This window comes from Prevotella disiens, from assembly GCF_900454955.1.
GTDB lineage: Bacteria > Bacteroidota > Bacteroidia > Bacteroidales > Bacteroidaceae > Prevotella > Prevotella disiens.
In genome coordinates, this window is the sequence record NZ_UGTL01000001.1 from 1 (window position 1) to 21,670 (window position 21,670).

Genomic DNA, 21,670 nt, shown 5'->3' on the forward strand with positions numbered 1-21,670 from the left:
AACCATGCCGTAAGTGAGCCTGCAAGACCATCCCATACGGCTATGCCGAACACGATAGGTCCGAGTATCGAAAGGACAATCAGAATAAAGGTGCGAAGCGTGTCAATGATAAGCCCCGAAGCGTGGAACAGCAATTCCAAAAAGTCGTGTACCAATTTCATGACCCATTGCTTGGTCTGATAGGCGGCACGCTCGGCATACATCCCCGCAATTGTCACGGCATCTTCAGGTCCGATAATGCCCATTTCCTCTATCTTCTGGTCGAACTTTTCGTTGGAAACCAAATAAGCCGTCTCGGGATTCCTGAGGTAGGCTTCCTCCTGCAGCTTGTCTCGCTTGGCAGTAAGCTCGGCAAGGTTCCCCTCCTGCTGGTGTACCATCATCTCCGTTCCCTGCACTACGGGCGAGAGGACGGCATTCATCGTACCCAGTACGACTGTCGGGAAGAACATGATGCAGAAGCCCAAGACAAAGGGACGGAGCAAAGGGAAAACGTCTATCGCCTCGGCACGGGCTATGGAAGCCCATACCCGAAGGGCAATATAAAAGAGTGCACCAAGCCTGCAATGCCCTTGGCAATGCCCGTCATCTGGGCACAGAGCGGCATCATCTCATCGTAGGTCGAGCGAAAGCAGCTCGTGTAAACTGGCAAAATCCATAAGCAAAAGTGTTTATGAAAGTTTTTTCAAGTTTTTTTTAGTCTGTGTATTTACCAGTACCTTGCCGTGTTGCCGTAGAGCGCCTTAACAGAGGCAAGGTCGTTCTTTTCACGAGCACGGACATAACTCACGGAGATATTCTTCCTTGTATAGTACGACACCAAGGAGCGGTACTCGCGTAGTGTGGTATAGATACGGTCTATCTGCTGCATACGCTCGTGGTCGTTCATGGAGAAGACATTACTCTTGACAATGGACTTGAGTTCCTTCAGGCTCTCACCACTTTGCTCGAGAAGCTTGGTGTAGCCCGAAGCCATCGCAGCGAGTTCTGTCGGGCGGAAGTTCTTGTCAGAGAGCATCTTCTTGTAGGAAGTGACATAGACCTCAGAGATGTCGCCTACCATGAGAATACACTCCTTGACCTTATAGGCATCGCCTATAAGGTTATTCACCTTCTTTAGGGCATCGTAATACTTCTTGGTGTCGTTGTAGAGTTTTTCCACCTCCTTGAATCCGTCCAAGGTATTTTTTACTGTCTTCGAGGCGGTGGCTATCTCCTTGACCGTATTGGCAATGTTGCCGGCAAAGTTACCCGGGTCATAGACCGTCCACTGTGCGTGTGCTTTGGAAACTGAAAGGCTCAATCCTAAGAGAGCCATAAATAAAAACTTTTTCATTGTTACTGCTATTTTGATTGTTCGTACTTATTTCTTCTTATTATTTCTTTTCTCATTGGCAAGCTGTCGGATAGCGGTCTCTATATCGCCACCGAGTTGTTCCGCACGCTGCATGACCTCTACCTTTTCTGTTTCCTCCGTGGTGTAGGTCAGGTATTCCTCCATGCTCACCTCCGTAGCATAGACAGCACTCTGCATACCGCCCAAGCCTATCCATACCTCTTTGTAGAGTCGGTTCGGGTCATTGTTCTGGTTGATGGAGAGTATCTGGCTCTTTTCCTTTTCAGATAAGCCGAGCATCGCCTGTATACCATCGAACTTGGTCATATACTTGCGCTGGTCAAGCAGTATCTTGCAGTCAGAGTTGTTGATGATGCTCTCCTTGACAATGGGCGACTGGATGATATCGTCCACCTCCTGCGTTACGACAATGGCTTCCCCGAAATACTTTCTCACCGTCTTGTAGAGATACTTGATGTAGTCTGCCATGTTTGCCGAAGCAATCGCCTTCCACGCTTCCTCAATAAGTATCATCTTGCGGATACCCTTTAATCGGCGCATCTTGTTGATGAAGGCTTCCATGATGATAATCGTTACACTGGGAAAAGGTCTTTGTTGTCCTTCACTTGGTCAATTTCCAAAGACGATGAAGCGTTTAGAGAGCAGGTCGATGTTCTTGTCCGAGTTCAAAAGGAAGTCGTAACGACCGCCACGATAATATTGCTTGAGTGTTGTAAGGAGGTTGTTGATATTGAAGTCCGAGAGCGTTACCTTGATGTCACGCTTTTCCATATCCTTGCGGTACACATCTCGCAGATACTCATAGAAAGTATTAAAACAGGGCGTAACGCTATGGTCAGCACATATCAGCTCGATATAGGAGTTTACGGCTGAACCAAGTTCACCTGCCTCGGTCTTAGTAATATGCTCATCTGCACTCTTCCAAAGTGTAAGCAGCAAGCGTACAGATACTTTCCCGCTTCTCCACGTCGAAGAAGTAATCATCCGTATAAAAAGGGTTGAAGGATATAGGACTTTCATTGGTATAGGTGAAATACACGCGTCCTCACCCTGGTCTTGCGATGGATAAGTTCACACAAGCCTTGATATGAGTTACCCGTATCAACTAAGAGGACATGCGCCCCCTGTTCGTAATACTGACGTACCATGTGGTTGGTAAAGAAAGACTTACCACTACCCGAAGGACCCAAGATGAACTTGTTACGGTTGGTGATGACTCCCTTTTTCCGGCAAATCCGATATATCCAAGTGGACGGGCTTTCCTGAAAGGCGGTCTGCCATCTTGATACCGAAGGGAGAGAACGAATCCTTATAGTTTGTCTCTGCCGTAAAGAAACAGAGGGCAGGCTCGATAAAAGTATAGAATGACTCTTCTGCGGGAAAGTCTGCCGCATTGCCGGGAATGCCCCAGTAGAGCGTTGCCGCATCAATGGTATTGTGACGTGGGTGGCATTCCATAAGAGCAAGTGCCGAACCTACGTCATTCTTGATCTGGCGAAGTCCTTCCTTATCGCTGCTCCATGCCAGCACGTTGAAGTGGGCACGGATGGAGGTCAGTCCCTGTGAATGAGCAATATTGAGATACTCCTGTATCCATTCCTCGTTGATCTGGTTGCTACGGCTGTAGCGTGCCAGCGAGTGCATGTTTCTTGCCTGCTTCTCGAAGCGTTCCAAGTTGGCATCGCTGTCCTCGATGAAGATATACTGGTTATAGATATGGTTACAGGGTAACATCAGCCCTACGGGAGCGGCGAAGGACAACCTGCAATCCGATCGGTCAGTGGATAGCCGTTCGTATCGGCTGTCCGTGCTGACCGTTGTCGGTAGGTCATCCGTGTCGGAGAGTGTGTGTAGACAAAGCATATTGTCGCCGACACGCACAAGGTCTGCGCCCAGACGGATGTCCTCCAAGGAGGCATGTCCCTCTTCTGAAAGAGAGAAATACCTGTCAAGGAGGCCACCCTTTTCATTTGTGCCAACTAACTCATCTTCAGTCATGCGGACATCCTTAGCTGTTCGGTATCGTTGATGATACGCTCGAACTGGTCCACTGCTTCCATAAACTTCATCACTTCATCTTTGTTGGTGATTTCCTTGGGCAGCAGGTGTCCACGGCAGAGTGAAGAGAAATTACTCTGCTGTGCCATACGCTGCTTGTTGGTCTTGGTAAGGAAGAGATAGACAGAGTGGTGGAGATACGGACGCTCGTTGAAGTGCCGTTCTGATGCACGGGCAAGGAAACTCAGTCCGCCATCGGAGAGCTTTCCTTGATAGTCCTCCTTAATAAACCAGTCCTGCTTGTGTACGATGCTGTAATTGGGTAGCACCTTGATTGCCTTATGCCAGGCAGAGTGCATCGCCTCGTATTCGGCGGAGGTGACGGTAAAGAGTTCGGGCAATTCCAAACGGAAGGCGACCGTGATGTCGGCGTCCTTGCTCACCATGCAGCCCTGCTCGACGGAAAGCAGTGGAAACTTCGACTCCAAGGTAGTTATCTTACTGTTGTTTCTCATTGCTTCGTTCTTTTGGGTTGAAGGTTACGGATAAGGTGATAGACCGTCCGGCGGTTCAAAAGGTAGCGTGGGTGCATTCTCACGGCTCCCTTTTTCATGAGTCCGTATTGCCATACTTGCGGTTCATGGCGAACGTTTGCCACACCACGAGGGTGGCACCCACTACGCCTATGCCCAGACAGGCTATCTGGCTCACTCCACAGAGATAAAGAATGACCACGAGGATGAAGACAGCCAGCAAGCCTCCTGCAAAGAGGAATAGGTATTGCGCCTTCAAGCCCTTGAACTCCACCGTCCGACCTACACCTTTGTTGATTTCCCACTCAGCCATTGTTACAAGAAGAAAGAACGTAGGATGGTGGCAGCCACGATGAGGAAGATACACGCACCGAACCAAGAGGCAGCGGTCTTGCTCGTATCGGGGTCACCCGAACTGAACTTATTATAGACCTTGATTCCTCCTATCAAGCCCACCACGGCACCGATGGCATAAATCAATTTGGTACCGGGGTCAAAATAACTGGTCACCATCTTCGTGGCTTCGTTGATGCCCGCCATTCCATTGCCCTGCGCATAAGCTCCTACGGTGGCGGCAGCCATCAGGAGCAGCATTGTGATTTTCTTTTTGTTGTTCATTGCTGTTTTTATTTTAAGTTGTTAAACAAATTATTTTCTTTTTAGGGTGAAAGTGGCAAGGGGTAGCTCGGTTTTATCGTATGACAGATATTGGCAGATTGTTTTACTTTTGAGCCACCCCCGCATCACTTTACAATTTTACAATATGAACATTGGTTTTACAGATAGTATGACAGTGGACGCTCGCCCATATCGTCAGTTTCCGTCATCATATTGTCAGAAGTGTTCTTTCTGGAGGCATCGAAAGTGGATAATTCATCTGTCTGCTCTTCTCCTTCCTCTGCGCTTCGGATTTTATCCAGCAATATGGACTGCTCACCTTGCATTTTGGCGACATACTCCTTGTATTTCTCCATAAAGTCAGTGCCTTTAAGTTGACCGACAATTTCCTCGACTTCGGCATCATCTACCTCATCACTGTTCTTACGCCACTTTCTCATGCGACCTAAGTCACGTGCGAGGATAGATTGACTGGATACCTCACCATCTTCAGATGCGGACTCAATGGGCAGACTCAGCTCCTCGCGAGCAACCTCGTTTTCGTCCTCTCTTTCCATATCGTAGTTAACCTCCATCTCGTTATCCTCTTCCTTTAAGTCATCTTTATTTTCGGAGTTTTGCGGTGCAAAATTATTACTATTCTGCTTTGAATTTTCAGATGAAGAAGCAGAGGGAACTTGTGGGATAATAGGGGAAATGGAACGGCTTTTGCCAATCAGTACAAACTCGGCTTGATCTTCTTTTCCTTCTCCTTTTTGTCCGTCTTTTTCCTTCGTCGCTTCATTCTCCTTAGTCTGCTCATTGCCCTTTTTATTTTTCTTGATAAGGACGCCATACGGAGATACATACCGCATATAGAAGTACAGGATACCCAGCATTATCCAAATGATGATGAGTATCAGTATAAAACTGAAAAGTATTGTTTCCATCATAGTGTTATTGTTGTCTTGCGTCTTTGCTTTGCTGCCGCACTGTTGAGCAATTCCAAATGTTCACGCAGGTGTTCCCGAAGGATGTTGTCAATATATGCGGCTATGGAGACACGCTCCCCCAAGTCCTGCAATACGTTGCGCAGATTCTGCAGCGTTTCCAGATTTATAGAGAAGGCTGTCCGCATTTGGGAGCGGACGGGATGAAAGTACAGGGAGCGGTAGTCCTCTATGGAAAGGGAGGACACGCCGGGCTTTTCCATTCTCGGATTACTTTCTCTTCTTGTTTCCTTATCCCTTCTCTCCCCAGTTTCCTCCTCGGTTTTTTCTGCAAATTTCTCTTTTAGCGTCTTTGCCTCTTTCGGGGTTCTTTCCTCCTCTCGTGATGTTTCAGACAAAGGCGCAGCTTCATCGGGCGGGTCGAAGGAGTTGGGAGTCGTTGTTGGTTCCACAACGACGTTGTCCTCTGCCATTCTCTTCAGCTTGTTTTCCAGTTGTTGCTTTCTCTCCTCAATCGTTGCCATTTTCTGATTTCGTTTTTAGTTTGAGACGTTGTATCAAATCTGATATGAGCTCATCCACTCCTGTGCCTATTCTCAACCCCTTTGCGGGAGGCTGATAGGTGGAGCGAAACACTCCTCGTAGCCCGTATGTGGAAAGTTCGTGGGAGAAGCGGTGCATGGCATATACATAGCCGGGAAGGAGCGTGATTTGCTGCTCGTTGATGAACTTAGTATATTCGTCGATGATGACGTTCCTTACCCTTCTGTCCACCTTGTTCCAAAACAGTATGATGTCCTTTATCCGGGAATCGGACATAGAAACTCCAATGTCCGTGATAGTCTTGGCGTATGCCAGACATGAGACCAAGGACTGGATGTCGGCTTCAAGCGGAGAAAGGATATAGTCCATCTGAAGGGACAGCTCCATCAGCTCAGAGGTTCCTGCATGACCAGGGAAGTCGAACACGACCACCTGAAACTCCTCGTCATGGAGTCTCTCAATATGGTTACTGGCTGTTTTGACCGCATCACGGGGGGCGGACTTGTAAATTCGGTATGCTTGTTTACCGAATGTCTGAAAAAACGCTTCCATCGACCTTGACAGTTCCTCGCTTTTCTGAATGACACTCTTCTCTCGCTCCCTGAGCTTGTAAAAGGAATCCTGTGACAAGTCGCAGTCCACCACGAAAAGATTGACATCCTTCTCATAGAAAAGGATGCTACTTATGATTTCGGCAAGAGTACTTTTTCCCACTCCTCCCTTTTGGGAAGAGAACCCCAGGAAGAGGGGGTGTTGTTGTTTGTTCTCCATAATGATAATTTCTTAGTTTATATTATTTGTCTATTTGATGTTTGGATGTTCTTTTATTCTTAAGAGTTATCAGCAGACAGTTTGTTTTGACTACATTTGGTTCATACGATAGTCCTAAAGAACGATTTCGAGTTCTTACAATCTGTTGTACTGACAATAGTTTGTCATGACAATAAATTGTTATGAATATGCATTGTTCCTTCTTATCATCTTTGGTGCAAGCAGGCGGTAATATGATATGTCTTTTGCTTGTGACATCATACCATTGTTCGCTCGTTCTGACTGCAAAATAAATGATATTTCGGCTGATTTTATGACACCTATGAAGTACAGGGATATGCAAGGAAAAAGAGTGAATATCATTGATAATGAGATATTTGAAAATCTGCCGTAACTTTGCAGGCAGATAGAGAACATGGAGCTAATCTCCCCGAAGCGGACACCCTGAAAGGTGGATGCTTCTATTGCATCATCTCTTGATATTGGCAAGGTGTGTCTTTGTCCGACAAACTCCGTTTTTGCCGACAAAGACCCTTGCCCCGAAGGGGAGAGAATTACTCCAAAGTCGTAATTACAAAAAGGAAAGATAATGAATGACAAGATTGAACGATGGGACAGATGGGACACCCGTCTTCCTAACCCGAAAGACCAGCAAAGGGCGATTGATTTGTTTCAACGTTCGGGCGCAGAAACCAAGTCGGATTTCGTGCGTGGTCGCATTCTTGGGGAGAGTTTCAAGGTGATAACGGTGGATAAATCCGCCGTGGAATACTACCGTAAACTCTCCGAACTGACGGCACAAATCCATAAAATTGGCGTGCTGTATAACCAATCCGTGCGTGCCATCAACAGCTATCATTCGGTCAAGACCGCACAGATTCTGCTTGAAAAGTTGGAGAAACTGTCGGCTCAAATCATAGCTTTGCAAGAACAGGCTATCCGTTTAACCATTGACTACCGCAAGAGATGATAGCCAAGATTTCAGCAACGGAGAACCTTGGAGGAGCACTCGGCTATAACTTCAAAAAGGTAGAGAAAGAGGAAGCAAGCATTCTTCTTACTCAAGGCTTGTATCAAAACAAAGAGGAACGATATACGATGGCAGAGGTGTTTGCCGATATGCAAGTACTTATCCCTGAGAAATGCCGAACAAAGAAGATGGTATTCCATTGCTCGCTCAATCCACATCCGGACGAGAAACTATCTGATGAAACGCTCACGCAGATTGCCAAAGAGTATATGGAAGCACTTGGCTATGGCAAGCAGCCCTATATCGTGTTCAAGCACAGCGACATCGCTCGTGAGCATATACACATCGTGTCGCTTCGGGTGGACAGTCGTGGAAAGAAAATCAACGATAAATTTGAAAAGCGGAGAAGTAAGCAGATTACCGATGCCTTAGAAAAGAAATATAACCTCATTGCGAGTTCAAAGGTTAGCGAGAAAACCGTAACAGAAACGCCCAAGGTGGATACCACAAAAGGAAATATCAAAGAGCAGGTCGCAAGTGCCCTCCGCACGGTTCTGAAGCATTATCGCTTCTGTTCCTTGGGTGAATTGAATGCCATTCTTTCCGCTTACAATCTTACTGTGGAAGAAGTGAAGACGGAGTTTCGGGGAAAGAAGTATGACGGCTTAGTCTATGTTCCAACAGATGATAAGGGCAATAAGGCAGGCACACCCATTCATGCTTCGGACATCGGGCGTGGCGTAGGTTATACTGCCGTACATAACAGGATGCAGAAATCAAAACAAGCCATCAAGCCGCTGATACCAACCGTCAGGAACAAAGTGTTACAAACTATGCGTACCTCTCCAAAGACAGAGGAAGACCTGCTACAACGATTGGAGGAACAAGGCTTACGTACAGTAATCCGCAAGAACGAAAGCGGACGCATCTATGGTATTACTTTCATTGATGATGAAATGGGCATTGCCCTTAATGGATCCAGATTGGGCAAGGGATATGCCGCCAATGTATTCAATGCCTATTTCTTTAATCCAACAAATAACCCTTTCTTGGACGAGGAACTTTATGGTAAGCCGACTGTCAGTGTAGAGCAGACGAACAGGGTTCAGGTATTACAGCGTGACACGGAGGACTATGACATCGTTGTCGATGAACTTATCGAAAGTATGGCAGATGGTTCTTTCCTATCTACGGGCAACGATGATTGGAAGGAAGCCGCATGGCAGCGTAAACTCCGAAAACTAAGTAAGACGAATATTAAACGAAGAAAACGTTAAATAAATGAGCATTTCCAACTCCCCTCCTTAGGAGGGGTTGGGGGAGGCTTCCCAAAAACAATACGATTATGGCACAAGAAGATGATTTAAGAGCATTGGGTAAAGTTATGGACTTTATGCGGGGCATATCAGTGATATTCCTCCTTATTAACTGTTATTGGTTCTGTTACGAGGCGTTTCACGAGTGGCATTTCACGCTCGGTATCATCAACAAGATACTGATGAACTTTCAGCGAACCACAGGATTGTTTTCGTCCATCCTTTGGACGAAACTCTTTTGTGTGGTGTTCCTTGCCTTATCCTGTTTTGGGACAAAAGGTGTGAAAGAAGAGAAAATCACGTGGCCAAAGATTTGGACGGTGCTTTTCGTCGGTTTTGTATTCTTTTTCCTCAACTGGTGGCTGCTGGCATTGCCCATTGGAAAGGTCGGGGCAGCTTCGCTTTATATTTTCACGCTATCCGTGGGCTATATCTGCCTGTTGATGGGTGGTGTATGGATGAGCCGATTGCTCAAAAACAATCTCATGGACGATGTGTTCAATACGGAGAATGAGAGTTTCATGCAAGAAACAAGGTTGATGCAAAATGAATACTCCGTCAATCTTCCTACACGCTTCTATTATAAGAAAAGGTGGAACAAGGGCTGGATTAACGTGGTCAATCCCTTTCGTGCCTCAATGGTGCTCGGTACACCCGGTTCGGGCAAGTCCTATGCCATTGTGAACAACTACATCAAACAGCAGATTGAGAAAGGCTTTGCCATGTATATCTATGATTACAAGTTTCCCGACCTTTCAGAGATTGCTTACAATCACCTGCTTCATCATTTAGATGCCTACAAGGTAAAACCACAGTTCTATGTAATTAACTTTGACGATCCGAGGAAATCGCATCGGTGCAATCCTATCAATCCTGCCTTTATGACGGATATATCGGACGCTTACGAAAGTGCCTACACCATCATGCTCAACTTGAACCGTTCTTGGATTCAGAAGCAGGGTGATTTCTTTGTGGAGTCGCCGATTATCTTGCTGGCAGCCATCATCTGGTTTCTGAAAATCTATGAGAACGGGAAATATTGTACCTTTCCGCACGCCATAGAGTTCCTGAACCGACCCTATGCGCAGATATTCCCGATACTCACTTCCTACGATGAACTTGCCAATTACCTTTCACCCTTTATGGACGCTTGGGAGGGCGGAGCACAAGACCAGCTGCAAGGGCAGATTGCCAGTGCCAAGATACCGCTTTCCCGTATGATAAGCCCTGCCCTTTATTGGGTGATGACGGGCGACGACTTCTCACTTGACATCAACAATCCTAATGAGCCGAAAGTACTGGTTGTAGGTAACAATCCCGACCGTCAGAATATCTATTCGGCAGCACTCGGACTGTACAACAGCCGTATCGTAAAACTCATTAACAAGAAGAAGCAACTCAAATCCTCCGTGATCATCGACGAGTTGCCAACGATTTACTTCCGTGGTTTGGATAACCTCATAGCGACAGCACGAAGCAACAAGGTGGCGGTGTGTTTGGGCTTTCAAGACTTCTCACAGCTCACCCGTGATTATGGGGACAAAGAAAGTAAGGTGATACAAAATACCGTGGGCAACGTGTTCAGTGGACAGGTGGTGGGCGAAACTGCTAAAACGCTTTCAGAACGTTTCGGCAAGGTGCTTCAACAACGGCAGTCTATGACCATCAACCGCAATGACAAATCCACCTCTATTTCCACACAAATGGACAGCCTTATCCCTGCATCCAAAATCAGTAACCTCACACAGGGAATGTTCGTTGGAGCAGTGTCCGACAACTTCGATGAGCGTATTGACCAAAAGATTTTCCATGCGGAGATCGTGGTGGATAGTGCCAAAGTCTCTGCTGAGATGAAAGCCTACCAATCAATCCCTGTAATAGCAAACTTCATAAACGAAAATGGCTCCGACAACCTCAAAGAGACTATCGAAGCCAATTATAAATGTGTCAAACAAGATGTATTATCTCTTGTGGATTCAGAAATAGAACGGATAAAAAGCAACCCAGCCCTTGCTCACTTAATCAAGGAGTAGGTTTAGGCAGAAAGAAAGATTGTTTATTAAATAATTTATCTTGTGAAGTGCCAGCTTCTTGAAGTGGAACAAACTGCAGTGTGCTATCTTTATATACTGGGTAGTGGTCTGTGCGCAAAATATCTGAAAGTTGTTTCATCTCATAGGGTAATTCTCTTAATCGCTCCAACCAAACTTCCTCGATAAACTTATTTACGGATAATACTGAAAGTTGTTTGCTTAATTCAATCTGAGAATCAGAGGTAGAGCGAGCCCGAACTTGGGCAAGATAATTTACAGTCTCCGGAGTAACTCCTTCGCTATGGGCTATGGCTTCTGCTGCCATAAGCAGGACTTCCGCATAACGATAAATCCCCCAGTACTGTTTGTTAGAAGCAGCTATATCTGTCCCAGAAGCAAGCCAAAAATAGGGAGCCGGATCAAATATTTCAAAGATTGTCTTTCCCTCATCTTTAACTTTAAAGAAAGTATGGAAATACTGTCGGTCCTTTCCTCTTATATCTCCATCGGCATAGCATCTCATAAACGCCTGAATGGGCTTGAAGGCATTGAAAGCTACATGCTCCTTGACATTTTCCCAGTTTTTGGCCATTTTGGGAAAAGCGAATGATGCCCGTGTCAATGATGTTTCCCCATAAACAACATAAAGGTACTCGTCATTGGTTGGAGTAGTTCGAAGCGTATTGATAGCAGACACTGTTTCGTTAGCACCATTAGCTGCGAGATGGTGCTTCTCCGACCGTATGATGGGGCGAAGAATAGCGGCGGCCTGTTCATATTTATTCTTCTGTAATGGTTTCCCACTCATATGCAGGTACACATCACCCAATAGGGCACGGGCGGTAAATGCCGTTACATGTGAATTGTTTTCTTGGAAATTCTTTTCCGGTAAGGTGGCAATGGCATCAAGCAAGTCTTTTTCCACTTTCAAATATGCCTTTTCCATACTCAGCCACGCGGAGGCATGCCTTTCATCCGGGAAAGAACCGAATGTACGGATAAGATAAAACCGATTGAATGCACGGAAGAATTTAGCTTCACCAACAAGTTTTGCCTGCTCTGCCGGGGTGAATCCCGACGTGTTGGGAATCTGTAAGATGACAGTATCGGCGGCCTCAATTCCATCAAAACATGACGTATATATTTGTTTGGCCAAATCCCGGACAGAAGGGTCTTCCAAATTTTGTTTTTCCAATGCCGGGAAATACCCTTGCGTAGCTTCACTTTCAAACAGTCCGGACAAATAGCTTCCCCATGCCAAGGGAATACCATATTCTTGGTCTGCCGAAAGATAAAGCTGTGGAAGCCCCGTTGCATAAAGAGCATCTACGGCAGTGTTGGCTGCAATCGTGTCACTATATGCTTTTACTGGATTTTCAACAAAGTCGGTAGTCTCATTTTGGCAAGAGAATAAGCAAACTACGCCTATGATAAAAATGAGAATTTTTGTTTTTGTACAATATTGCATGTTCTGGTTGTTTTAGAATGAATAACTATAACTTACCTGGCTGGTTAGGGATGAAGAGTTACTCAAAGATGCTTCTGACAAGGAGCGGTGTTGATAAGCTACGCTGGCATTTAATCCATGTCGTTTAAGGAAACGATAACTGGCATGCCATCGAATATTATAGATGGTTGCCAATTTCTTATCCTCTTCCTGAGTTTGATTCATCGAAAAAGTCAGTCCTGTGGTTAAGGCTTTTTTTAGTAACCGTTTTGTACCGGTGAGTGTAGGACCTAATGTCAGAACATTCTTGCGTGATGCATAATTGTTGCTGACATTTACTCCTGCTGTTATAGTGAGATCCAATGGGATAAAATCAATACCATAATTGGCACCGAGATTCATAAAGTGTGTCAGATTACCGGGCATGATATATTGCCCTTGTTTGTCGGCAGCTTCCTGATAACTCGCTGTGGCAGAAAGGTTGTGTGTCTGTTTCTCATTATTCAGTAATCGCCAGTTCATATTTATATCCATACTGTTATTCAATTGGGTAAACCTCAGGGTGTCAAGATTTTCATACGGTGTACGCTCATTTATATAATCAAATGAGGACTTTATATTGCGATGTGCCTGATAGCTTGACAAAGAAACAGAGGCTGAAAACTTCTCACTGGGAGTAAAATTGATATTGGCAGAACCAACAAACCGTTTGTTTTTCTCCTGCTTTTGTCCCGAAAGATCATCTCGCTGCACACCTCCGCTAAGTGCAATACTCATCTTGTTGTCAAAAAGGCTACGGCTGTAATTGACTGTAAGGTTCTCATAGTCATTATTGAAATAGTAGGCACCGAGTGTTTCATAATCCGGGCTGATTCGTTCATAGCCTATACCGATGGTATTCCCCAAGAAGCTATATGCTAAATCCGCTTTGATAGCATGATAATAGCTTTTCTCCTTTACTCTTAAATCTCGCTGCATGATGCTTAGACCATATTCTAAGGATAGTTTCAAATCCTTGATTATGCTAAGACTTCCTTCCAGTCCAATAGCGATGTTTCCTTTAGGATATATTCCCAAGGCATCAGCATCAAAAGAAATATTACTCCTTTTATCCTTTGCCGTAAAAACTGTTCCTCCTAACGCAAACTTATCGGCCTCATATCTGACCTTTGCACCATATCCCCATCGTTCATAGTTGGGACGGATAGATGGATTCAAAGAGTCAGTATCCACGCGTTTTAATAATCTACCGCCCATTGCGGCGATTTGCCATCTGCCTGGAGTCAGCTCAATACCGGCACCGGTGAACTGGTGACCGTTGAGCGTATAGGGGCTAAAGCTCATCGATACATCTCCTATATGTGCCCGAATCCATTTGTAGGAAGGATGAAGGCTCAGCCGATTAGGAAGAGATGGATAGGAGAATTTTGTTCCATAGTTATTCAGATTGAAAGAGATAGGGATATGAAACAACTCATACAGCGACATGTTTATAGAGCCTGACAGCTGATAGGTAAAAGACTGACGAGACTGCTTGGGCGTACTATTGAATTGAGTTGCGTTTGCTGAAATGCTACCACTGATTTTTAGCGGCTTCTTCTTGCGAAACTCTAATATCTCCTCCACATTTTGGGCTGATACGGCGCTGCTCCATGTCATAAACATGAAGAGACCCAAGACTATTCGTATGATATGAGGTCTGTTCATATGTCTTATATGCGTATATTGTTATTCCCCTGCTCTCTTTTCAAGTTTGACATCCGCAACAATATAAGATTGCGAGCCATCTTTGACGAACTCCTTGATTCTGATGATTCCCCTTCTACCATCAGCAGTACGTACCAGCACGAAATGTGGTGTACTGGTTTTGTTGAAGTTTGTTTGATTAGTTTCCGACCACTTTGTAAATTGATTCATGTCAGAAGATCTTTTGATGTTGTCAAAAATGGCATTTGTGATATTGATTCCCATTGAACTGGGATTATTAATAAAAGTAGCATCTTGAGCATTGTCTATCTTTGGGAATGAATTGGCTTTAGCCTGATTGGGTGCAAAGAAGTAGCAGTAGTTGAAAGAGGAGTTAAGGGCAAAGAAACCGAAGTCAACCCATGCTCCACACTGTTTCTCCACAATCTTACTTGATGTTACCACACCACCTTCCTTGGCTGAATAAAAACAACCTACACTATTCTTTGCCTCATTGATGCCAAATTTTAGATCATTCTGCTTAATAATGCCACTGTTTGGTTTGATAACAATGTTTTTCTCCACAACTTTTTTTTCTTTGCCATTGCCAGCAATCATCTGTAGTTTGTAAGTACCAGCGTCCTCGAAGCGAATGGTCGTCGTTTCACTTGTAGGAGACAGCACATTGGCTCCTGCACATACCCAATGATAAGACAACCCTCCTGTGGTGAGATTGGTTGTCTTCAACGTGAGTGGGGCTTCCCAGTCTTGATCAACAGGCAGAGGTGCATACGAAAAATCGGCTTGCATAGGAGGTTGTAGGGTTAGCGCCTTAGTACGTTCCTCGTATTTACTGCCATTGAATACTCTTAGGTGGATCTTATGCTCACCACCGTCCGCAAAGGTTATCGTGCCCGGATGCTGTCGGTTGGATGTAGAGGGAACACCTCCTTCAAATGCCCACTCGTATTGGCTTCCACCTTTACTCTTATTGGTAATAGATACCACGCCTGGGGCGATGTCATTGAGGGCGATTGAAAAATCAAAGTCTATAGTCATGGTGGAATCAACCCTTATGGTCTGCTGACTTGCTCTTTCCTCTACACTATTCCAAACTCGCAAGGTTATTTTGTGCTCACCTGCCTGCGTGAATACAACCTTTCCTGGGCTTTTGTCTGTAGAACTACTAGGTTGTCCTCCTTCAAATGTCCATTCATATTCGTCTGCCCCATAACTTTCGTTTTTCAATTGGATAGTTACAGGTGAGGTCTTATCTTCTGATGTCTCAATGGTGAATGCCGATTCGATAGGGACAGCAGTTTCTTTGAGGCAGGAAGAGACCAAGCACGTCAACATAAAGAGTAGTACAGCCCGATATGGCCTATGTATTGTATTCATAGCTTGTCATCAAATATCTTCTCGTTCAAAGATGTGTAAAGTATTTTTAAAGTCCTTTATGTATAATTTATTGCCTATCATATACAAAGGCTTGGAAGGCACTAAGTGGTTACGTGTTTGTTCGTATTCATCTATGCTGATGAGTTCATATTCCCAAACCAGCTTGCGAGCTTTATAATCGAAAATGCCGATCCGACGCATGTTGCTACCGAAGTCCTCCTCTTTCTCACCCAAAAAGGTAAAATAGTCTCCTTGAAGCATCGGACTGAATACTCTTCGGTATGTTCCTATACCCGTGGGATCAGTTTCAAGGAAATCATACCGTTCTATAACTGCTAACTTTTCCGTGTCGATTATCGTAATCACATTTGATGAAATTGCAAATATGTTGTTTGTTCTTTTGTCTAAATAGACACCAAAGCAATCAAATGAATATACTTTGTTTCCCGTTTCCAAGTCCAAAGCTACCAATCTATAAAAATCTGTATAAAACCAGATGTTCCCGTGAATAACTCCCAATATCTTGTCTATTTTGTCGGTTCCGTCAGGTTCATATTCCGTCCCTCCCAATAAAGAAAGAGGAAATTGCCAGAGAGTTTCGATTTGAGTATTTATTCGCTTGAACTCTCCGCTAAAATTATCATAGGCGATAATTATATCATCTTCCACATACAGCATGTACGGAATAAACTCAGGCAATATCAGTTGTCCATCAATTGGAGATGCGAAGTTATAACCCTGTCGAAAAGGATTAAATTCCTCATAGGTCTTACCTATATATTGAGTTTGCTCATTTAGCAGAATAACATTACGTTCTATACTGTTCAAAAGTGTGTGCCCCTCGTATAGTTCAAGACTCCCCAAATGACTATACCATACATACATATACTTACCTCTAAGAGAAAGCTCTAAAGGTGCATCATCTTTTTCTAAAAGCACGCCATCGATATACAAATAACCTTTCTGCTCTTTGGTATAGGCATAGTCCCCATTACTGGGACAGAAGCTTTTGACATTTTCTATTTTTTGTGACTCAATATATCTCATACTTGAAACTATTTTGTTGTTAATATCATATTTCTAAATGGTTCGTATTGGGGGCCTTTGGATAATGTGTGATTGTGACATAATTGTTCTAACAATTCAGAACGATTTATTCCTATTTTCCCCCATAATTTTGGGTTAGTCTCAAACACAGTTTTTGCATCGTTTGCTATGGCTTTTTCCAGCTTCTTGATAATATCTTTCTTTGTTACATCACGGCCTCCTTGCTGGATAATATAGAGTTGATCAAAATTGTCTATTGCTTCAAGATATGCCTTAAATTGCCTCAAATCTTTAAACATGTTGCGAGCAGACGAGTAGTTTTTTGTGTCCACAAAAATATTCACTTCTCGCCTCCCTGCTACATTTTGGTTGGTTTTTGCTTCCCATTTAATGTCAAATCGAAAATCACCTGTATCATCTGCATAAGCAATAAGATCTTCCAATTCAAGATTGCTGAGGGTATTGTGGTACGTATTGGAAATGTACTTTTGGGGATTACGTATTACCTCCAAAGTGGTGGTTCCCGCCTTGAACTTGTCTTTTGATTGCAATAACTCATTGATGAAGGCTGTTATTTGTTTCTTTCCATTGGGTCTTTTCAGCATGTCTGACAAGTGATGATCTACCAAGTAAACGAAGTCGTCCATTACATCCTTTAATGGTTTTACAGAGTTTGCCGGAACTGCTTTGTGCAAATCCTCAAATATTTTTGCTAAGTCCTCCAGTTCTATGGGCTTCCCCTTTATTCGTACCCCTTTGAGTACGTCCATGAAACTTTTATTAGAAGATAATGACTTTGTAAACTTAGCGGATGCTATTTCCTTCACCTCAGTAGACAGAGCATCTTCTATTTTCTGTGAAAGTTTCGACTCTTCTATAGCAACACCGCGACCTGCATCAACCTTAGGGTTACGAAGATACAGTTTATCCCCATCAAAATGTAAGGTGATATTATTTCCTATATGTATTTCAGGTACAAGCTTTCCTGCTTTCTTTATAAGTACTGTCGTAGCTTTCAGCCCCTTGGCTAATGGTCTTGTTATATCTGTTACTTTGTCGCAGAGCTGTAATCCCTTAATGGCATATCTTAGCCCACTACCGACTGTGCTCAACGTTTCCAATAGCCCTGGTGCTGCGGCATAATCTCCCAAAGTCAAAGCTACAACGGGTCCAACGACAGAACCCACAGTGTGAGCGAGTTTGCAGTCGTCCTCCACGAGTTCCTCAAGAGCAGCACCAATCATATGCTTTGCCTTGCAGAGGTATTCGTCTTGCTGACATAGAATATTACCATTCTCATCTTTAATCACTGCACTCTTAAAACTTTCCCATTGTGAAGATACTGATTCCGCACAATCTTCATGAAAAGCGCAAGTCAAAAGTTTAGCAAGTTTCGGTACCGACTGAATAATGTCAACAGTACCATTCCATAAACCGCAGACAAATGCAAATTTACTTTCGTCACTAAATCTGCCATCAGAAAGTTTATCTACTACAATCCAATAGTCTTGAGTATTCAATAAAAAGATGATGACATCTTTATAAATATTCGATTCTGTATTGCAACCCCATACGGAATCTGGAATTTTAAAATTTTCAATACCCTTGTCCAACAAGTCTGCTACCTCATAGAGAATAATAGCTTGTGCTGCCCAAGGTTTATCTTTGATTAGCTCACTGATATGTGATAGCTTATCTATAAATTCATCCGGACTTTCTATTCGTGAGAATTTGATAGTTCCATTCTCATTGGAAAAAATGAAATGTAAATATTTTTTATATTTACTTTTTAGTTCTTTTATTTCATTATCATCATACCCTTCTATGCTAATAATGATAACACGGTCCTTATCAAATTCTTTATTATCTGTCAGTGTGTTCTTTCGATTTGTCTGGAAAACCTTGGCCAGTTTGGACAATATTTGAAAACGAGAAATATTGGCGTGATCAGTAAAATGGATAAAAGACTGGAGAGAAGTCAATTTCTCATTCTCGGCGTTTGCAGCATCTTTACAAGCAGGTGAAGCATTTGCACCTTCGACCAAATCAAGCTCCCATTGTGATCCATCATCTTTGGCAATACGTTGTTTGATCAGTTCAAACTGAGCAGAAGTATATTTATATACGTCCAAAAATTTATACCAGACATAGCATTGGGGATTGCTGCTGTTTCTCCAAATAGCAACTTTCCCGGTCACCTTTACATCCGGAACTTTAAAAATATCTCCGTTATCGTTTATATAGATTCTTTTATCCCTATTCCATTTGTAGAATGTGCCTTTGTTATCTTTAAAAGCATAGATGAAGTATGTTGAATCATTGTCAAATATTCCAGCATATTCCTTGGGACGTGCTTGTATAATCCGACCATCAGGCGTAAACCCAAGATATTGTCCTTTAACTAAATGGATGTCCCCTTCATCAGTCTTATCCATCGCTGTAAACACGGCAGGATTGGCCATAACATTCCATTGGAAGGCGGCAAGTTCTTTTCCTTTTTCTGTGTAGTCAAGCAAATTGTTAGTTGTGCCCTGCGTGCCTTTGCCATACTCTGCATCAAAAGTATGCTGAAGTGTGAAAATGCCATGCCCTACTTCATGGGCAATGGTATGAACGATTTCTTCTGTATTAGGGCTGTTACCTGCGAAGATATACCCGAATCTGCTCTTGCGAGGCATTTCACCCAGTAAATCGCCTTTTTGCCCCTCAAGCCCCGTAGCACCATTCAGCACAAATAAATAGACACCATCCAATGTTCCTGCTGCTTGTTGGTAAGTCTTTTGCAGATTGAGCATCTCTGGAGTCTCTTTGACTTCCTTGTCATAGCCCCAAAAAGACTTACTAACGACACCCAACAGACTGTCTTTTTCTGTTTTTCTTTCCCTACTGTAATTGCCACGCATGCGCTCATCCACATTCACGGTAAACTGCACGCCAACAGGATTATAGATGGCATTGAGTTCCTGCTCAATGTCAGCTTTATCCAATTTTGCCTCGTTGATTGGAACAAGGGTTACCTTGTGCTGCTGATTGGCATAGCTTACCACGCGGAGTTTGCCAATGACCACTCCCTCGTAAACTGCAAAAACATCGTAACCGGAACCGGCCGATACAGAACGGAGACTAATCGTCCATGTCTGCTCCGCTTCGTTGAGTTGTGCAGGTAATGCAGCAGAATTCGGATCGGAAACAAAATGAACTTTCTTCAGGTCTATTTTCTTCTGACCGTCATACCTTGCCGTAACAATATCATTCTCTCCTGTCGGGACAAGTTTCCAAGGCGCAATATACCCCTTTGCAAACGGCTTGTAGAAACGATCCACCTTGACACTCTTCTTATACCATTTCTCCCGACCGGCATCAAAGGCATATTTCCCGTCTCCGCGTTCAAAGTGTATATAGCCATACTTGCTTGATAGGGATTCCGTATTGAAATCTCCAATACGAGTTACAGGCTCACAGGTGAGTTTTATGTTTTTATCTTGATTTCCATTTTCGGCATCATCATTTGTCCCTCCGGCATCCTGTTCTGCCGGACTGATCTGATAGGTATTTCCTTTATTGTCCGTAACCAACATGGGGAAAATACTCTCATACGAGGCGTTTTCCGGCACATCTATTTTGATGGTCTGTGGGTTACCGTCGGCATCGATCGTTTCTAACGCTCCACTCTCAGGATTATATGTAAACTGCGGTATGTCGGGAAGGGTAAAGTCCATTTTATGCTCACGCATACGGATCGTAGCCGGTTTGATGTCCTTGCCGCCGTCATCCACATAGTCAAGATTGGCTATCTTTGCTTTTTTCTCATCGTAGGACGCTTCCACCGTTCCGTCTATTTGGAAGTTATCCACATTGATACGGAGACGATCAAAACGTAAAGATACGGGAGCATCGATAATTGTCTTTAGTCGTGTTTTCCCACGGCCGGAATACCAACCGTCTCCTAATGAGACAGCCTCTGTTATGGTCATCGGATAGTCGCCACCAATGGTAACAATGTCTCCGGCTTTAATCCGCAAGTTAGGCTCCTGCGAAAGGTCTTCTCTCACAGGTTCCTTGCCACAGTCAGCCAGCAGCTCGTCATTCCGGCTACTGAGCGTAAACTCATGTACGTCCGAAAAGACAGGACGATCATCCGTGCAGAGCGTACCTACACGCCATTCGTATGTCCATCCCGGTTTCAATTGGGCAAGTGTAAGGTATTCGCCGGCAACACGTGTACTGCTCCATTCGTAAACATTTAGCTTCGTCTTAGGACGACATTCCACGACATACCCCGTTGTGCCAATGACCTTGTTCCATGAAAGTTCCACTTTGGCAAAGCGGGGAAGAGCTTTCAACCCAGTCGGTGCTTGACAATTGTCATTAAGATAGAACCAGTTGATTTCACTGAAACCGCCATTCTCAAACATGCCGACTTCATCAACCCCGTCACGGGCAATTGCCTGTACTTGCCAAGCGTAGCATCGATTTGGAAAAAGGATAGGTTCAAGATGGGTATAGTTCAACGTTGTATTACGGGTACGGATACGATATATCTCATTGCCATAAGCAAACGCAGACTGAGGAGCTGCGCCATTGTCCGGCAGTTCCTTCAATACAAACTCATACTCTGTTCCGGCAAGTCCCTGATGGCGGGGCATCCATTGGAAACGGATATAGAGAGGCTCTGTGATACCTATTTGGGCATCTTTCTCCGGGAAATTAAGCAAAGGAGGTTTCTTTACATCAAGATAAGAGCGGCCTGTATGCCAGTCAGACAAAACGCGACCGGTATAATAATCCACAACCTGAACAGAAATCTCTGTATATCCCACAGGAAGTTGTCCGTTCCTCAGATTCCCGCTGGTTTGGAGGTTTTGAGGTTGTAGATAAGGGGCGAGATCTATATTGGTCAGGCGGGTCGGGACATTTGCACTGAGCTCCAGCATCGGGTAGTTGATTTCCTCACGGCTAGTGGCAAGAAAACCTGTACTCTTAATCTTGATGCGCAGTCTGGCAAAGAGCAGGGGTTGCTGTAG

The 21,670-nt window shown here is 44.2% G+C and carries 16 protein-coding genes and 4 pseudogenes; 3 read left to right on the plus strand and 17 right to left on the minus strand.

Going from position 1 to position 21,670, the window contains the following annotated elements; all coding sequences use genetic code 11:
* The 12 genes and pseudogenes from traJ to DYI03_RS13345 form a co-directional block, all read right to left on the minus strand.
* Positions 1 to 659: pseudogene (traJ, locus tag DYI03_RS00005) on the minus strand (conjugative transposon protein TraJ); the annotation flags it as partial.
* A gap of 50 nt (positions 660 to 709) precedes the next feature.
* The gene (locus DYI03_RS00010) at positions 710 to 1,336 is read right to left on the minus strand and encodes a DUF4141 domain-containing protein (RefSeq protein ID WP_115367852.1); all 627 of its coding nucleotides are present in this window, start codon (positions 1,334 to 1,336) and stop codon (positions 710 to 712) included.
* 27 nt (positions 1,337 to 1,363) lie between these two features.
* A pseudogene (locus DYI03_RS13610) lies at positions 1,364 to 2,296 on the minus strand (TraG family conjugative transposon ATPase).
* A complete protein-coding gene (locus DYI03_RS13810; protein ID WP_262510442.1) occupies positions 2,265 to 2,396 on the minus strand; it encodes a TraG/VirB4 family ATPase in 132 nt (43 codons plus the stop codon). The pseudogene DYI03_RS13610 and the gene DYI03_RS13810 overlap by 32 nt, the downstream one beginning before the upstream one ends.
* Entirely contained in the window at positions 2,374 to 2,547 is a 174-nt protein-coding gene (locus DYI03_RS13815; RefSeq protein ID WP_262510443.1) for a TraG/VirB4 family ATPase, read from the minus strand. Before DYI03_RS13815 ends, DYI03_RS13810 begins: the two co-directional genes overlap by 23 nt.
* Before the next feature lie 10 nt (positions 2,548 to 2,557).
* Positions 2,558 to 3,870, minus strand: a pseudogene (locus DYI03_RS13615) (TraG family conjugative transposon ATPase).
* Positions 3,867 to 4,201, minus strand: a pseudogene (locus DYI03_RS00020) (DUF4133 domain-containing protein). The pseudogenes DYI03_RS13615 and DYI03_RS00020 overlap by 4 nt, the downstream one beginning before the upstream one ends.
* A gap of 2 nt (positions 4,202 to 4,203) precedes the next feature.
* A complete protein-coding gene (locus tag DYI03_RS00025) occupies positions 4,204 to 4,506 on the minus strand; it encodes a DUF4134 domain-containing protein (RefSeq protein ID WP_004354999.1) in 303 nt (100 codons plus the stop codon).
* 158 nt (positions 4,507 to 4,664) lie between these two features.
* Positions 4,665 to 5,438 (minus strand): hypothetical protein, encoded by a 774-nt coding sequence (locus DYI03_RS00030; protein WP_021668803.1) that lies wholly within the window; start codon positions 5,436 to 5,438, stop codon positions 4,665 to 4,667.
* Positions 5,435 to 5,959: a DUF3408 domain-containing protein gene (locus DYI03_RS00035; protein ID WP_021668802.1), complete on the minus strand. Its 525-nt coding sequence runs from the start codon at positions 5,957 to 5,959 to the stop codon at positions 5,435 to 5,437. Before DYI03_RS00035 ends, DYI03_RS00030 begins: the two co-directional genes overlap by 4 nt.
* The gene (locus DYI03_RS00040; protein WP_021668801.1) at positions 5,946 to 6,749 is read right to left on the minus strand and encodes a nucleotide-binding protein; all 804 of its coding nucleotides are present in this window, start codon (positions 6,747 to 6,749) and stop codon (positions 5,946 to 5,948) included. Before DYI03_RS00040 ends, DYI03_RS00035 begins: the two co-directional genes overlap by 14 nt.
* A gap of 180 nt (positions 6,750 to 6,929) precedes the next feature.
* A complete protein-coding gene (locus DYI03_RS13345) occupies positions 6,930 to 7,277 on the minus strand; it encodes a hypothetical protein (RefSeq protein WP_021668799.1) in 348 nt (115 codons plus the stop codon).
* A gap of 61 nt (positions 7,278 to 7,338) precedes the next feature.
* Between DYI03_RS13345 and DYI03_RS00045 the strand changes: the two genes are divergently transcribed.
* From DYI03_RS00045 to mobC, 3 genes are all read left to right on the plus strand, one after another.
* On the plus strand, positions 7,339 to 7,719 hold the full coding sequence (locus DYI03_RS00045; protein ID WP_021668928.1) for a plasmid mobilization protein: 381 nt from the start codon (positions 7,339 to 7,341) through the stop codon (positions 7,717 to 7,719).
* A complete protein-coding gene (gene mobB / locus DYI03_RS00050) occupies positions 7,716 to 8,996 on the plus strand; it encodes a conjugal transfer protein MobB (protein WP_021668929.1) in 1,281 nt (426 codons plus the stop codon). The genes DYI03_RS00045 and mobB overlap by 4 nt, the downstream gene beginning before the upstream one ends.
* Positions 8,997 to 9,064: 68 nt before the next feature.
* Entirely contained in the window at positions 9,065 to 11,068 is a 2,004-nt protein-coding gene (gene mobC, locus DYI03_RS00055) for a conjugal transfer protein MobC (RefSeq protein WP_115367853.1), read from the plus strand.
* Here mobC and DYI03_RS00060 read toward each other — a convergent pair.
* The 5 genes from DYI03_RS00060 to DYI03_RS13620 all read right to left on the minus strand — a co-directional run bounded on the left by DYI03_RS00060 (position 11,058) and on the right by DYI03_RS13620 (position 21,412).
* Positions 11,058 to 12,536 carry a RagB/SusD family nutrient uptake outer membrane protein gene (locus DYI03_RS00060; RefSeq protein ID WP_021668932.1) on the minus strand — a complete coding sequence of 493 codons (1,479 nt, stop codon included), beginning with the start codon at positions 12,534 to 12,536 and terminating at the stop codon, positions 11,058 to 11,060. The genes mobC and DYI03_RS00060 overlap by 11 nt on opposite strands.
* Before the next feature lie 12 nt (positions 12,537 to 12,548).
* Positions 12,549 to 14,174 carry a hypothetical protein gene (locus DYI03_RS00065; RefSeq protein ID WP_244916321.1) on the minus strand — a complete coding sequence of 542 codons (1,626 nt, stop codon included), beginning with the start codon at positions 14,172 to 14,174 and terminating at the stop codon, positions 12,549 to 12,551.
* 69 nt (positions 14,175 to 14,243) lie between these two features.
* Positions 14,244 to 15,599 (minus strand): PKD domain-containing protein, encoded by a 1,356-nt coding sequence (locus DYI03_RS00070; RefSeq protein ID WP_025064649.1) that lies wholly within the window; start codon positions 15,597 to 15,599, stop codon positions 14,244 to 14,246.
* Positions 15,600 to 15,608: 9 nt separating this feature from the next.
* The gene (locus DYI03_RS00075) at positions 15,609 to 16,646 is read right to left on the minus strand and encodes a hypothetical protein (protein ID WP_004350150.1); all 1,038 of its coding nucleotides are present in this window, start codon (positions 16,644 to 16,646) and stop codon (positions 15,609 to 15,611) included.
* A gap of 8 nt (positions 16,647 to 16,654) precedes the next feature.
* Entirely contained in the window at positions 16,655 to 21,412 is a 4,758-nt protein-coding gene (locus tag DYI03_RS13620; RefSeq protein WP_244916322.1) for a fibronectin type III domain-containing protein, read from the minus strand.
* Positions 21,413 to 21,670: the final 258 nt, after the last annotated feature.

Bases quoted from the DNA above. Each gene is read 5' to 3' on its own strand.
- DYI03_RS00060 (WP_021668932.1), bottom strand. From the start codon at position 12,536: ATGCAATATTGTACAAAAACAAAAATTCTCATTTTTATCATAGGCGTA.
- DYI03_RS00075 (WP_004350150.1), bottom strand. From the start codon at position 16,646: ATGAGATATATTGAGTCACAAAAAATAGAAAATGTCAAAAGCTTCTGT.
- mobB (WP_021668929.1), top strand. From the start codon at position 7,716: ATGATAGCCAAGATTTCAGCAACGGAGAACCTTGGAGGAGCACTCGGC.
- DYI03_RS00025 (WP_004354999.1), bottom strand. From the start codon at position 4,506: ATGAACAACAAAAAGAAAATCACAATGCTGCTCCTGATGGCTGCCGCC.
- DYI03_RS00040 (WP_021668801.1), bottom strand. From the start codon at position 6,749: ATGGAGAACAAACAACAACACCCCCTCTTCCTGGGGTTCTCTTCCCAA.
- mobC (WP_115367853.1), top strand. From the start codon at position 9,065: ATGGCACAAGAAGATGATTTAAGAGCATTGGGTAAAGTTATGGACTTT.
- DYI03_RS00035 (WP_021668802.1), bottom strand. From the start codon at position 5,959: ATGGCAACGATTGAGGAGAGAAAGCAACAACTGGAAAACAAGCTGAAG.
- DYI03_RS00030 (WP_021668803.1), bottom strand. From the start codon at position 5,438: ATGATGGAAACAATACTTTTCAGTTTTATACTGATACTCATCATCATT.
- DYI03_RS00010 (WP_115367852.1), bottom strand. From the start codon at position 1,336: ATGAAAAAGTTTTTATTTATGGCTCTCTTAGGATTGAGCCTTTCAGTT.
- DYI03_RS00045 (WP_021668928.1), top strand. From the start codon at position 7,339: ATGAATGACAAGATTGAACGATGGGACAGATGGGACACCCGTCTTCCT.
- DYI03_RS00070 (WP_025064649.1), bottom strand. From the start codon at position 15,599: ATGAATACAATACATAGGCCATATCGGGCTGTACTACTCTTTATGTTG.
- DYI03_RS00065 (WP_244916321.1), bottom strand. From the start codon at position 14,174: ATGACATGGAGCAGCGCCGTATCAGCCCAAAATGTGGAGGAGATATTA.